This window comes from Nocardia sp. NBC_00416 (assembly GCF_036032445.1).
In the GTDB taxonomy this organism is placed as follows: domain Bacteria; phylum Actinomycetota; class Actinomycetes; order Mycobacteriales; family Mycobacteriaceae; genus Nocardia.
Map to the genome: position 1 here is coordinate 3963842 of NZ_CP107932.1, position 13872 is coordinate 3977713.

At 70.0% G+C, this 13872-nt stretch carries 8 protein-coding genes and 2 pseudogenes; 1 reads left to right on the top strand and 9 read right to left on the bottom strand.

The window, feature by feature from the left end; translation table 11 throughout:
- Positions 1-5: 5 nt before the first annotated feature.
- Both OG804_RS16885 and OG804_RS16890 read right to left on the bottom strand, forming a co-directional pair.
- Positions 6-587, bottom strand: a pseudogene (locus tag OG804_RS16885) (arylamine N-acetyltransferase family protein); the annotation flags it as partial.
- Positions 588-635: 48 nt separating this feature from the next.
- Positions 636-1121 (bottom strand): annotated as a pseudogene (locus OG804_RS16890) (respiratory nitrate reductase subunit gamma); the annotation flags it as partial.
- A gap of 267 nt (positions 1122-1388) precedes the next feature.
- Between OG804_RS16890 and OG804_RS16895 the strand changes: the two are divergent.
- Positions 1389-2048, top strand: coding sequence for a hypothetical protein (locus OG804_RS16895; protein WP_328387637.1), 660 nt, complete (start codon positions 1389-1391; stop codon positions 2046-2048).
- 5 nt (positions 2049-2053) lie between these two features.
- Here the strand turns inward: OG804_RS16895 and OG804_RS16900 are convergent, their stop codons facing one another.
- From OG804_RS16900 to nirB, 7 genes are all read right to left on the bottom strand, one after another.
- Positions 2054-3040 carry an alpha/beta hydrolase gene (locus tag OG804_RS16900; RefSeq protein ID WP_328387638.1) on the bottom strand — a complete coding sequence of 329 codons (987 nt, stop codon included), beginning with the start codon at positions 3038-3040 and terminating at the stop codon, positions 2054-2056.
- A gap of 40 nt (positions 3041-3080) precedes the next feature.
- Entirely contained in the window at positions 3081-3863 is a 783-nt protein-coding gene (locus tag OG804_RS16905; RefSeq protein WP_328387640.1) for a DUF6875 domain-containing protein, read from the bottom strand.
- A complete protein-coding gene (locus tag OG804_RS16910) occupies positions 3860-7972 on the bottom strand; it encodes an amino acid adenylation domain-containing protein (protein ID WP_328387642.1) in 4113 nt (1370 codons plus the stop codon). The genes OG804_RS16905 and OG804_RS16910 overlap by 4 nt, the downstream gene beginning before the upstream one ends.
- A gap of 577 nt (positions 7973-8549) precedes the next feature.
- The gene (locus OG804_RS16915) at positions 8550-9455 is read right to left on the bottom strand and encodes a sirohydrochlorin chelatase (RefSeq protein WP_328387643.1); all 906 of its coding nucleotides are present in this window, start codon (positions 9453-9455) and stop codon (positions 8550-8552) included.
- Positions 9452-10672, bottom strand: coding sequence for a uroporphyrinogen-III synthase (locus OG804_RS16920; protein WP_328387645.1), 1221 nt, complete (start codon positions 10670-10672; stop codon positions 9452-9454). The genes OG804_RS16915 and OG804_RS16920 overlap by 4 nt, the downstream gene beginning before the upstream one ends.
- Complete coding sequence (gene nirD, locus OG804_RS16925; RefSeq protein ID WP_328387647.1) at positions 10669-11070, bottom strand: nitrite reductase small subunit NirD; 402 nt, start codon at positions 11068-11070, stop codon at positions 10669-10671. The genes OG804_RS16920 and nirD overlap by 4 nt, the downstream gene beginning before the upstream one ends.
- A 253-nt stretch (positions 11071-11323) precedes the next feature.
- Positions 11324-13852: a nitrite reductase large subunit NirB gene (gene nirB / locus OG804_RS16930; protein WP_328387649.1), complete on the bottom strand. Its 2529-nt coding sequence runs from the start codon at positions 13850-13852 to the stop codon at positions 11324-11326.
- Positions 13853-13872: the final 20 nt, after the last annotated feature.

Here is a 13872-nt window from a genome sequence, read left to right on the forward strand (position 1 = left end):
TTCCCTTACGCGGAGCCGGGCCGCTGGTCCGCCGGCCACGGCTCCCGGACCAGTCTCGTTTCGTCTGCTTCGTCGAGCTCGATGTCGAAGATCTCGGCGAGGATCTTCGGCATTTCCGTTCGTTCCACCTGACGGGTTTCGCCGGACCCGTTCGGGTAACCGGTGAGCAACGTGACGCCGTCGAGCATGTAGTGCACCTCCGGATGGAACCGTTGCGCGATAGGACGTGTCGTGAACGGCGAATGCCGAGAAGTCGACACGTAGTGATTACCCACCGCTTGGTCGATCCGATACTGCGGATTCATGGTGAACGTGCGCTGTGTCAGCCAGTCGTTGCGGGAGAAGTGGTGCAGTGTCCACAGCTCGCCGCCCAGTTCGTCCACACCGCGCGCCAGCCTGAATCGCCAGGCGCCCGCGGTGAACTCACCGTCTCGCGGGGTCAGTTCGATCGGCTCCAGCGGGCCGGAGCCGAAACCGACGTCGCACAACCAGACCCGTTCGTCGGCGGTGGTCACGCGCAGCAGCGCATGCGTGGCCGGGAGCAAGCCGGTGCGCCGTCGACCTGCTGCCCGAGTACCTCGAACGAATTCGAGCCGGTAGCAGCAGGATCGCGTTGTGCCGCAAACGCTAGAACCTCAACCTTTATTTATGTCAATGCGGTGAGGGGTGGGCCACCTAACTGGAACGGGTCGGCCCCAGCGGTCGGGCGTGACGGGAGCGTCCCAGGCCCGGGCGTAGCGACGCTTGTCCGGCCCCCCGGCCTCTTTGCTCCGATACACCACGTACGGCCTGACCAAATAGCCGACCGGGGCCGAGAACATGTGCACCAGGCGCGTGTACGGCCAGACCGCGACCAGTGTCAGGACGAACAGGCCGTGCGCCTGGAACGTCCACGGGGTGCCGACCATGAGTTCCGGCTGCGGGCTCACCGTGAACAGGCTGCGGAACCACGGGGACACCGTTTCCCGGTAGTTGTAGGCGCCCCACAGCAGATTGCTGCCCACTGTGTTGAGCATGCCGGTGATCAGTGCGCCGCCGAGCAGGAAGTACATGAACTTGTCGTACGCGAACGATCCGGCCCGCGCGGGGCTCCCCCGGGCCGCCACGGTGAATTTTCGGAAATCACCGCTTCTCCAGCGGTTTACATTTGTTTACATATCCGGAAACGGTCGCGGGCGTCCGGGTCCGCCCGGTTGGGCGGACGCCCGATACACCCTTCCACCAGCTGGGAAGTGTGCGCGGAGCCCCGCTGTTCCCGACCATCTAGGCTTACTGCCCGATCCGACCGCGTCGCGGTCGCTCGAGCAGGTGCGAGGTACGCGATGTTCAGCGTTTTCCGGCGAGGGCGGAACCGGCGTCCGGTGTCCATCGCGGCGGCGGTCTGTCTGATGGCCGGAGCCACCGCCGTACTGATCCCCGGCGGGAACGCCGCGGCCACCCCCGCGGTGACGGTGTATCCGGGAATGGCGGTCCAGCACACCGAGATCGCCGATGGAAAGGCGATCACCACCCACTGCACCGTGGGCCTCACCGGATCGATCGGGTCGGCGCACTACGCGGTGACCGCGGGCCACTGCCACCACGAGGGGATCGTGACCGACAAGGTCGGAAACCCGATCGGCTGGTTCGAATTCCATCGCCCCGACGAGGGACTGACGTTCGGATTCGCCCTGATCCGCCTGTACGACGGGATCGGCGTCGCCGCGTCCATGGGACGATTCGGGCTGTCCACGGTGGATATGAAACCGCAGGTGGGTCAGGAGATCTGCAAGATCGGCGCGACCACGGGCTGGAGTTGCGGCTCGATCACCGAAACCACCGACGAGTGGCTCTACGCGACCAACGCGCTCGGCGCCGAAGCCGGCGATTCCGGAGCGGTGGTGTACCGCCAGACCTCCGACGGGCACGCCGCGTTCGTCGGCATCCTGGTGGCCTACGACGATGCGCAGGGCCGCAACGCGGTGGTCGAACCCGCGGCCTGGTTGTTCGATCAGATCGACCGCTACGGCCCGACCCGCGAGGATCAGTTCGTCTGGTACCGGGTCTGACCGGTTCAGACGCCGAGCGCGCCCGCGAAGACGGGCCAGGACCGGTGCAGGTCGTCCTGCCAGTACGCCCACGCGTGGGTGCCTGGATGGAAGTTCACCGTCGCCGGGATCTGCGCGGCGGCCAGCGCGGCGGCCAGCGGGCCCGTGCATTTGTTGACCACCGATTCCATGGTGCCGCCGACGAGCATCCGATCGGCCAGGCGCAACGGGTCGCCGTCGATCCCGCGCGCCTGCGGGGCCTCGTACGGTCCGGGTGCGCCGTTGCCGGCGGAAACGTAGAGCGCAAGACCGCGCAGCCGATCCAGGTGCAGCATCGGATCGTGGTCGAGCCAGGCCGGATTGCCGGGCGCGCCCCACATATTGGTCGCATTCGCTCCGAACAGCGCCAGCTGCGAATACACGATGGCCCGGGCCACCGGATCGCTGGTGCGGGTGCAGCCGCTGTAAGCGCCCACGGCCCGGTACAGCCCGGGCGCGTGCACCGCCAGGTTGAGCGCGGAGGTCGCCGACATCGACAGTCCCGCCACCGCGTTGCGCCCGGTCATCCCGAACCGGTCGTCCAGCAGCGGGGGCAGCTCACGGGCCAGGAAGGTCTCCCATTTGTTCCGGCCCAGCACCGGATCGTCGGCGATCCAGTCGGTGTAGTAACTGGCCCGGCCGCCCATCGGCACGATCACGTTCACCGGTTTGTCGGCGAAGAAGTCCACCACATCGGTACGGCGCATCCACGGGCCGCCGTCCTCACCGCCGTCGACGGCGTTGAGCAGATACAGCGCCGGCGCCCCGGGCCCGGGATGCGACATCCAGAGCGTGATCGGTTTGTCCATCGCCGCCGAATGCACCACCACCTCGACCTGACGACCACCGAGCGGCCGCACCTCCAGGATTCGGGCGGGTCCCGCCGCGGCGGCCGGTCCCGCCGACAACCCGGCCGGTAGCAACCCCACGCACAGCGTCAACAGGTACACCAGGCAACGCGGCAGCCGGTACATGCCAGGTTTCTACCACGGCCGGGACCAGGCCCGACGGCTTTCACATAGCGTGTTCGTCCCGCGCGTGCACCCGCAGATCGGTGATGGCGTCCGCCTCCGCGTCCGGCACGCGCATCCGCCCGGCGATCGACCACCGCAGTGCCCGGGGCAGGTGCGGCGCGACTTTGCTGAAGTAGGCGTACAACCATTCGGTGCGCGCGACCAGGAACGGGTAGTCGGTGGTCATCATGGGGCGGATGACCAGCATCGGCAGCGGTGCGTCCAGCGGATGGAAGTCGGCGTTCCACAACCCCGCGACTCGGCAACCCGGATAGAACTGACCGAGCATCAGCCCGTCGCCCACCACCTCGGATTTGTGCCGGCGGTGCACGGAATCGATACGGTCGAAACGGGTGAGCCCGGGAAAGACGACCACCGCGGTCAGCCACCGCTCATCGGCCCGGGCGGCACGCAGCCGGTCATAGATCTCGTGGGCATCGCTCACCGCCGCGGACATGTCCTCGACCGTCAGATCGTCGCCGGGGAACACCGCGACCCACAGGGCCTGCCGGACCGTGGTCTGCCGGACGAAGGGGCACACCGGACCGTCCCGGCCCAGCGCCGGGTGCGGATAGTTCAGATAGTCGTCGATCCAGCTGGTGAGCACCGCCGCCCCGGGATTGTCCCGGCACCATCGGTCCGGATCCGCGTAGACGTCCAGCCAGCGCGAACCAGTGCGCGTACCGGTCCGGCTCCGGCTGCGCGCCGGTGCGGGGGCCGGGGCCGGGGCCGGGATTGTCGGGGGCCGGCTCACGGCCGGTGTCATCGCGCGTTGCCCGGTCATCGGCCCACCGCCGGTTCGGCGATCCGGTCCAGATACCCGCTCAGGATCGGCCCGATCACGGCGACCACCTCGGAATTGGTCATCTGGCCGTGGGCGGCGTCCACCGGATACTCGATCAGTTCGCCGGTGACATACGGCCGCCACATCCCGGCGTCGAGCGGTTCGGTCATTCCCCGGGTCGCCGAGAAGTACAGCAGGTCACCGTCGAAGACGCGGGGCCGGTAGCGATGCGAGATCTCGACCCCGGCGGCATAGGCGCGATGCAGGCGGTCGAGTTCGTCGGCGGTCAGCCCGGTGCCCAGGTTGGCGCCCGCGCCGGCCAGCCGCGCGGCGGCTTCGGCGGCGGTGAGTTCCGGCTCCCGCGCGGCCTGCGCTTCGTCGGGTTCGTCCCCGAGCAGATGGGCGAGCAGATCCCGCATCCGCGGGCGCGGCGGGGACGGCGAGCCTTCCGGGAAAACGACACTGTCCAGCATGGTCAGCAGCGCGACCGGACGGCCGAGATCGCGCAACCGCACCGCCACCGCATGGGCGAGCTGGCCACCGAGCGACCAGCCCAACAGGTGATACGGGCCGTCGGGTTGTACGCGCAGGATCTCCCGGACGTAGTGATCGGCGAGACCTTCGGATGTCGTGGGATCCGGGCTGCCGGTGGTGAGAACCGGTGATTGCACTCCATAGACCGGACGGTCGTCGATCCAGCGGGACAGACCCGCGTAACACCAGGCCAGCGGTACCGCCGAATGGAAGCAGAACAGCGGCGGCCGGGTCCCGGTGCGGCGCAGCGGGAGCAGTATCTGCAAGCCTTCGGCGCCGTCCGCGCGGAGGTCCGGGCCGCATTCGCCGTTGCCGGAGTCTGCGGCCGGTAGCGTCGCGTGCGGGCTCGCGGCCCCCTCGGCCGATTCGGCGCCCGCCGCGCCGTGCGCCGCTATCCGGTCGGCGAGATCGGCGACGGTGGGTGCGGTGTACAACCAGCGCACGGTGACCGGCACACCCGTCACCTCGGCGAGCTCGGCCGAGAGCGCCACGCCCAGTAGCGAATTACCGCCCAGGGCGAAGAAATCGTCGTCCAGACCCACATCCCGGCCCACCGTGCGGCCGATCCGTTCGGCGACGAGACGCTGGAGATCGGTCCGCGGAGCGCGATACGCGTGCGTCCACAGTGGCTCCGGCAGCCGCTCGCGATCGAGTTTTCCGTTGACGGTCATAGGAATCCGATCGATCGGTACGAGCACCGCGGGCACCAGCGCGGCGGGCAGGACCGCGTGCAGCCGATGCAACGTGGCGCCGGAATCGAACGAATGCCCCTGGGCGACAACGACATGTCCGACCAACCGCGCCCCCGGACCCGACCCCCCGGCGACCGTCACCACCGCCTGCGCGATCTCCGGCCCCGCGGCGAGCGCCGATTCGATCTCGGCGGGTTCGATCCGGCGCCCGTGCAGCGCCAGCTGCCGATCCGCCCGGCCCAGGTGTTCGTAACCACCGGGATCCGCCCGCACCAGATCCCCGGTCCGGTACAGCCGCCGCCCGCCGCCCGCCGGGTCGGCGACGAAGCGGGCCGCGGTCGCGCCAGGGGCTCCCTGGTAACCCAGCGCCACCCCCGGCCCGCCCAGGTACAACTCGGCGCGCCCGCCCGCCGGGACACCGCGCAGCCGCGTATCCAGCAATTCCGCTCGGACACCCGGTAACGCCGGACCGATGAGTACGGGTTCGTCCGGCGGCAACGCGGCACTCTGCATCGTCATCACCGTCGCTTCGGTGGGACCGTAGCCGTTGTGCAACCGCACCCGCGGCGCCCACGTCCGCACCAATTCGGCGGGCGGGGTCTCCCCACCGGTCACCACCACTCGCAGACTCGGGAGCTCGCCGGGGTCGAGGGTGCCGAGCACCGCCGGCGTACTGAGTAGATGGGTGATCCCGGCCGTCTGCACCAACTTCGTCAGTTCCGCCCCCATCACCGCCCCGGGCGGTGCCACGACCAGACGTGCGCCGGACCCGAACGCGGCCAGCAATTCGAGCAGGTGCGCATCGAAGGACGGAGAATGCGCGTGCAGGACAACGGAATCCGGCTCGATCTCGTACAGATCGACGATGTGGTCGGTGAGCGGGCCCAGTCCGCGGTGTCCGACGAGCACGCCCTTCGGGACGCCGGTGGTGCCCGAGGTGTGGATCAGATACGCGGGGTGGTCGGGCGCCGCCGCGGCCCACGGCGCCCCGGTCCGGGACTTCCCGGCCGGGTCCGGCCCCTCGAATCGTGATGACCCCTGCTCCGGAGCACGTTCCGTGACATCGAGGTCGAGCCAGCGAACATCGGCGGCTCCCGCGTCCGCTTCGTACGGGATGCCTTCCTCGGCGGGCACCTGACCGGGCAGTCCCGGCCGCATCGCCGACACCGTGAGCCCCAGCCGGATACCTGAGGCTTCCAGCACTGCCGCTTTCCGGGCGGGCGGGTCGTCCGGATCGATCGGTACGAAACAGGCTCCGGCGGTCGCCACCGCCCAGACCGCCAGTACCGATTCGATCGAGCGCGGCACCACGATCGCCACCGCGACCCCCGGCCCGGCGCCACTGGCGGTGAGCACTCGCGCCCACCGCCGCGCCAGCTCGTCGAGTTCGCGATAGGTCAGGGTCCGGGTGCGGTCGTCCAGTGCCACCGCATCCGGATCCGCCGTACGCATGCCCGCGCGGAGCAACTCGGGCAGCAGCCGGGCCGGGCCGCCGGGATCGGCACCCGCTGCCGCACCGGGCCCGCCGACCGCACCGGCCGGATAGTGCGCCGACGACGGCGCGACGGCCGGCAGATCGAGTTCGGCGACGGTCGCGTCCGGATCGGCACGCAGGAAACCGGCGAGGTAGGCGACGAATCCGCGGTGGTACCAGGCGAGCGTCGCGGCACTGTAGCGGGCGGGGTTTCCCTGGAAATCGATCGTGATGGTGCTTGCGTCGGGACCCAGCTGGTATCCGTTGACCAACAGGTCCTCCACCGGGCCCGAGGAGAGCAGTCGCGCGCTCCCGGTCAGCGGGCCCAGCCGCAGTGGTTCCACGAAGCCGAGCACATTGATCACCGGCCCGAATCCGCCGCGCACCACCCGCCCGCCGCTGCGGTCGCGCTGGATGTCCTCGTACGGGTAACGCTGGTGACGCAGCGCACCGAGCACTCGGCCGCGCACCTGGGCGAGCGCGGCGCCGACCGTCCCCTGGGCGATGCCGGTCAGCCGCAGCGGCACCACATTCGCGACCGAGCCCGCCGACCGGCGCAGGACCGCCGTAGTGCGGGCCGGGAGGGGCAGGGCCAGTATCGGGTCGTCGTTCCCGGTCCACCGGGCGAGGTAGCAGGCGAACGCCGCGATCACCAGTTCACCGAAGGTGGCGCCGTGACGCGTCCGGGCCGGTGCGACCGTTGCCGCCGTCTCGGGTTCCAATACCGCCGATACCCGATGCGGCCGGGCCCGGGGCGCACCTGGATGGCCCGCCAAACCCACCGGTTCGGCCGCCCCGGACAGCTCCGCCAGCCAATAATCCCGGTCCGTGGCGGCCCGGGACGACTGCTGATAGTCACGTTCGGCGGCCAGCAGGCCGGCCGTATCGAGCGCGCCCGGCTCGCCCACCGCGGCCCCGGTGACCGCCGCCCGGTAGAGCTCTCCGGTGCGGCGCAGCAACGCGACCGCGCCCGCACCGTCGAGGACCAGGTGATGGCTGCGCAGATACAGCAGGTGCCGTTCGACGGCTACCCGGTACAGGGTCGCGACGGTGAGTTCGTCGGTGAGTGGGTCGAGCGGGGTGAGATGGTCGCGTTCCATCAGTGCCAGCGCTTCGGGCACCGGATCCGGGTGCGCGGTGAGATCGCGGACCGCCATCTCGAACCGTGCCCGCGGGTTCACCCGCTGCCGTGGCCCGCCGTCCACCCAGCACAACCGCACACAGGGTGATTCGAGTTCCCGGGCGGCGCGCGTCCCGCAATCACGGATCGACTCGAAGTCGAGCGGGCCGGACAGATCGAGGTACATCGCTACCGTGTTCGGCATATCGGGCTGCAATTGCTGCGCGACCCACCACCGCAACTGCGCCGCCGATAGCGGAGCACCCGTTTCCGATTCCTGGTGTGTCAACCCGACCACGCCTCCTGCGTTGTCCGGTCGAGCCCGGCACGAGTGCGAGACGCGCCGACTATCCTCGCGCGCCCGCCGACTGACCGGTCCGGCCGCTACGACTACCTGCGCAAACACCTCCCGGCGAACACTACGCCTCGGGGTCGGGATGCACTACCTCGCTCGAGGAACGAGATACGGCGGTAACGGGTCGTGCGGCAGTGCGGCCTCCAGGTCTCGAACCGCTCCCCTGATCCCTGCCGAAATCACTGGTGCGCCGTCTCGACTCGGCCCAGCAGAGGGGTACTTTTTCGCCCGCTCGTCGTCGACGACAGCGGAACCGCACAGGTGCACGCGGCAGGGATTGGACCGCCGATGGGGACAGCCCGTTTCTGCTGCACCGTGGCGGCCGGCGCTCGGCATGGTCACGCCTTCCACCCGAATCGTTACGGCCGCTACGCGTGGAATAACGGCGGTCGGCTGTGCGCCGGCCACGACACGTCACCGGATTTCGCGCGATCGGCACGATGCCCGCACGATCCGCGCACAGGTCCCCGCAGGCACCTCCGAGCTACCTCCGCCCGACACCTCGCGGCGATCAGCGCACCTGTTCCCCGGCGAGATCCCGGGCGGCGGCCCGATAGCGGTCCGCGATCAGCCGGACCACGGCCGGGTGTACGCCGATCGGTTCGGCGACCCCGGTAGCGCCCGCCTGGTGCAAACGTTCCTGGAACAGGCCGTGTGCCAGGAGATAGGACGCGATGAACACCCGCTGCCGACCGGCGGCGCGCAATTGCGCGACCACCTCCGGCACGCGCGGGGCGCCCGTGGCCACATAGGCGGTGCGCACCGGTGTCGCGAGTCGCTCGGCGAGCATCGCGGCCGCGCGGCGCACATCGGCGCGCGCCCGGACGTCGGAGGAGCCGGCGGCCGCGAACACCACGGCGTCTCCCGGCCGCCAACCCGCCGCACGCAACCGGACCGCCATGATCCGGGCCAGCGCGGGATCGGGTCCCATTGCCGGAGTGACGGTTACGGCGGGGTGCAGGCTGTCTCCGACCTCGCGCGGGACATCCTGGTAGACGTGGTAGCCGGAAGCCAGAAAGGCGGGAACGACCACGGCGGGAACAGTTTCCGCCGTTTCCCTCGTGTCAGCGACGAGATCCCGCAGCACCTCCGACGGCGAGGGGCCGAGCACGTCGACGAACGCGGTGCGCACGGCTGGCACGCCGGACACTCCGGGACCGTCGACGCGTTCCGATGCTTCGATCGGGTCCGGAACGCAACCGCACAGCGCGTGGGTTCGCACGCCGGACAGTATCGCCGACCGGCCGTCCCGCCCGGCCGGACCTGTGGCGACCGTATCGGCGCAGCCGCCCCGGCGGTGTCGCCGTTCGAGTTCCCGCCCGACCACCTCGGCCAAACCCGCGATCATCTCGACGCCCCGGCCGCTGCGGGTGCCGTGCGCCACCAGTATCAGCGCGGGCGTCACCGGAGACCTCACCCCGGCACCACCGTGCGGACATAGCGGGCGTTGTGCGCCGGGGCCGCGGGCAGGGACGCCGTCGGCTCGCCGTCGTCGTTGCATTCGGCGGGATCCATCGCCAGCCGGTATCCGCGTTTGACCACGGTCTGAATCGCTTTCGGGGTGCCCAGCCCCGCACGCAGCCGCGCGATCGCCGTCTCCACCGCGTGGGTATCGTCACCACCGCCCGGCAGCGCCGCCAGCAGCGCCTCCCGGGACACCACCCGGCCGGGCTGCCGCGCCAGCGACCGCATCAGCGCCATCGGGGCCGGAGCCAGCTGTTTCACCGTGCCGTCCACCACCACGCACGCACCGCGCACGCTGATGGTGTGCCCGGCCGCGTTGATCCGGCCGGCGCGGCGCGGAAGTTCCTCGGCGACATGCCGGGCCAGCGCCCCGAGACGCGCCCGGCCGGGCATCGTGGTCGGCACGCCGAGCTCCTCGAGCGGGGCCGCGGTGATCGGTCCGACACAGGCGGCCGGCACCCGGCCGCGCAGCGCGTGCAGCACGCCCTCGAGCAGCCCGGTTTCCTTGGCGCGCATCAGCATCGACGCGACGGCCGGCGCGCTGGTGAAGGTCACGCAATCGATCGCGGAGGTCACGATGGCCTCGATCAGCTGATCCATGGGGCCGCGGTCGGCGGGCGGCTCCCACCGGTACACCGGTACCGGCACCACATCGGCGCCCGCGCAGCGCAGCACCTCACAGAAATCGGGAATCGGTTCCCACTCGGTGGTGGCGCCGTGCAACTGCACCGCGATTCGCACACCTTCGACACCCTCGGCGAGCAGATGGTCCAGGACCTCGGCCGATGATTCGGAGACCGGCGACCATTCCTCGCGCAATTCGGCGGCCCGGATCGCGCCCTTGGCTTTGGGACCGCGCGCCAGCATCCGGGTCCCGCCCAGCGTCACGCGCAGTTGTTCGGCCAGACCCCAGCCCTCGGCCGCCTCCATCCAGCCGCGGAAACCGATTCCGGTGGTGGCGACGGTGATCTGCGGCGGGTCGGCGACCAGCTCGCTGGTCACCCGCTCGAGTTCGGTGTCGTCGGCCAGCGGGATGATCCGGATGGCCGGCGCGGACACGATCGACGCGCCCCGGCGAGTGAGCAGGGTGGCGAATTCCTCGGCACGCCGGGCCGCGGTGATCCCCACCGTGAAACCCGCCAGCGATGCGCTCGTATCCGGAACTGTCATGCGCCGGGACCGTTCATGGCCACGGCGACGGGCCGGACCGAGATCGACACCTGCCCGTCGTCCACCCGCACGGCGTACACCGGCAGGCCCTTCGACTCGTCGTCCAGACACCGCCCGTCCAGCAGCGAGAACGCCTGCTTCAGCAGCGGCGACGCCACCACCGGCTCACCGCCCCGATCACCGACGATGCCGCGTGACATCACCGCCGCACGGCCGAACGGGTCGATATTGCCGACCGCGTACAGCGTGCCCTCGGGCAGCAGGAACAGGGCCGCTTGGGCGCCGCCGGGCAGCAATACCGCCACGCCCCGACCGGGGATGAGGTGGTCGAGCGCGCATGCCCGCGTCCACCCGGTGGTAGTAGCCGGAACAACGGCCGGGCTATCGATAATGGTCATCGTCGAGCCTCCTTCGAAGCTGGAACATACGGTCCACGGAGGCCGCAGCGAAGGCGGAGGTATCGCATCATCGGTATTCCCCTCCATGCGCCGTTACCCATTGGTACCGGCGTCCTGTTTCCTGACGGTTAAGCCGTCATTTCCCACTGGTAGCGGCCTGCCCGCCACGCCCTACGTGGTTACGCTCCGCTGCCTCCTCCGGGCACACCGGGCAGGCTGTGCCCACGCGACCTGCCCGCCACGCCCTACGTGGTTACACTCCGCTGCCTCCTCCGGGCACACCGGGCAGGCCGAGCAGGACCGGTACCTTGCGTTCGCCGCTCTCGTCGAACGCGATGGTCGGATCGGCCTCGGCCGGGGCGTTGACGAAGGACACGAAACGCGACAGCTTCTCCTCGTCGTCGAGGACCGCCGCCCATTCGTCGCGGTAGCCGGCCACATGGTCGGCCATCGCCCGCTCCAGATCGGCGGCGATGCCGAGGCTGTCCGCGCACACCACCTCGCGCACGTAGTCGATACCGAGGTCTTCCTGCCACGGCGCGGTGCGCTGCAGGCGGTCCGCGGTGCGGATATAGAACATCAGGTAGCGGTCGATGTAGGCGATCAGTGTTTCGTCGTCCAGATCTCCCGCCAGCAGCACCGCGTGCTTGGGGGCGAGGCCGCCGTTACCGCCCACGTACAGGTTCCACCCGTGCTCGGTGGCGATGACGCCCACATCTTTGCCGCGGGCCTCGGCGCATTCGCGGGCACAACCCGACACCGCCAGCTTCAGTTTGTGCGGCGACCGCAGTCCACGGTAGCGCTTCTCCAGCAGGACGGCCATGCCGACCGAATCCTGCTGGCCGTACCGGCACCAGGTCGAGCCGACACAGCTCTTGACGGTGCGCAGCGATTTACCGTAGGCATGGCCGGATTCCATTCCGGCGTCCACCAGTCGCTTCCAGATGAGCGGCAATTGTTCGACCCGGGCTCCGAACAGATCGATCCGCTGCCCACCGGTGATCTTGGTGTAGAGGCCGAACTCCTTGGCGACCTCACCGATCACGATCAGCTGTTCGGGCGTCACCTCGCCGCCGGGCATCCGCGGCACCACCGAGTAGGTGCCGTTCTTCTGCAGATTCGCCAGGAAGTGGTCGTTGGTGTCCTGTAGCGCGGCCTGCTCGCCTTCCAGGATGTGGTCGCTGGAGGTGGACGCGAGGATCGAGGCCACGGTCGGCTTGCAGATATCGCAGCCGGTGCCGCGGCCGTGCCGGGCGATGAGGTCGGAGAACGTGCGGATACCGGTGGCCTGCACGATCTGGAACAGCTCGGCCCGGGACTGCTCGAAGTGTTCGCACAGCGCTGTGGACATCTCGACGCCGGACTGCTCCAGCACCTTCTTGATCATCGGCACACAGCCGCCGCAGGAGGTGCCGGCCTTGGTGCAGGCCTTGATGGCCGGGATATCGCACGCGCCCTCGGCGATGGCGCCGCAGATGGCGCCCTTGCTCACATCGTTGCAGGAGCAGATCTGCGCCTCGTCGGGCAGCGCGTCGGCGCCCAGTTCCGCACCGGCCGGGGAGATCAACGCGGCCGGTTCGGCCGGTAGCGGCCGGCCGACCAGCGGTCGTAGCGCGGCGTACTGGGTGGCGTCGCCGACCAGGATGCCGCCGAGCAGGGTCTGCGCGTCGTCGGAGATCACCAGTTTCGCGTAGGTGCCCCGGGCGGCGTCGTGCAGGACGACCGACAGCGCGCCCTCCGTGACGCCGTGCGCGTCGCCGAAGCTGGCCACATCCACCCCGAGCAGTTTCAACTTGGTGGACATATCGGCGCCGGGGAACTCGCCGGCGCCGCCCAGCAGCCGGTCGGCCACGATCTCGGCGGTGCTGTAGCCGGGCGCCACCAGGCCGTAGCAGACGCCTTCGATCGCGGCGCATTCGCCGATGGCGTAGATATTCGGATCGGAGGTGGCCAGGCCCAGGTCGGTGATCACACCACCGCGCGGGCCGACGTCGAGTCCGGCGTCGCGGGCGATCTGGTCGCGCGGACGGACACCGGCGGAGAACACCACCAGTGCCGCCTCGATCACGCTGTCGTCGGACAGCGTGATCCGCAGCCGCTCGGCCGGAGCGGCCGCCGCGGCGCGTTCGATCCCGGCGGTGCCCACACCGGTGTGCACCAGCAACCCCAGATCGGTGACCAGTTTCTCCAGGATCGCGCCGCCGCCCTCGTCGACCTGGGCCGGCATCAGGCGGTCGTTGTACTCCACGACGTGCGGGGTGAGCCCGAGCAGGCGCAGCGCGTTGGCCGCTTCCAGTCCGAGCAGGCCGCCGCCCACGACCACACCGTGCGCGCCCGGCCCGGCCGCATCGGCCGCGGCCTTGATGCCGTCGAGGTCCTCGACGGTGCGGTAGACGAAACACTCCGGGTGTTCGTGCCCCGGCACGGGCGGCACGAACGGATAGGAACCGGTCGCCAGTACGAGGGCGTCGTAGTCGAGCACCTCGCCGGCGGTGGTGGTCACCTTCTGGGCGTCCTTGTCGACGGCTTCCGCGCGCTGACCCAGGCGCAGATCCACCAGGTCGTCGCCGGCGTACTCGTTACCCGGCAGCGACAGCGAGGCGGGATCCCAGCTACCGATGTAGGCGGACAGGCCCACCCGGTCGTAGGCGGCCAGCTTCTCCTCGCCGAGCACGACGACCTGCCACTGTCCCGAATCGTCGCGTGCGCGGAGGGCCTCGACGAACCGGTGCCCGACCATGCCGTGACCGGCGACGACGACTTTTTTGCGCTGTGCGTTCATGGTGTCCTCCGTGGGGGTCC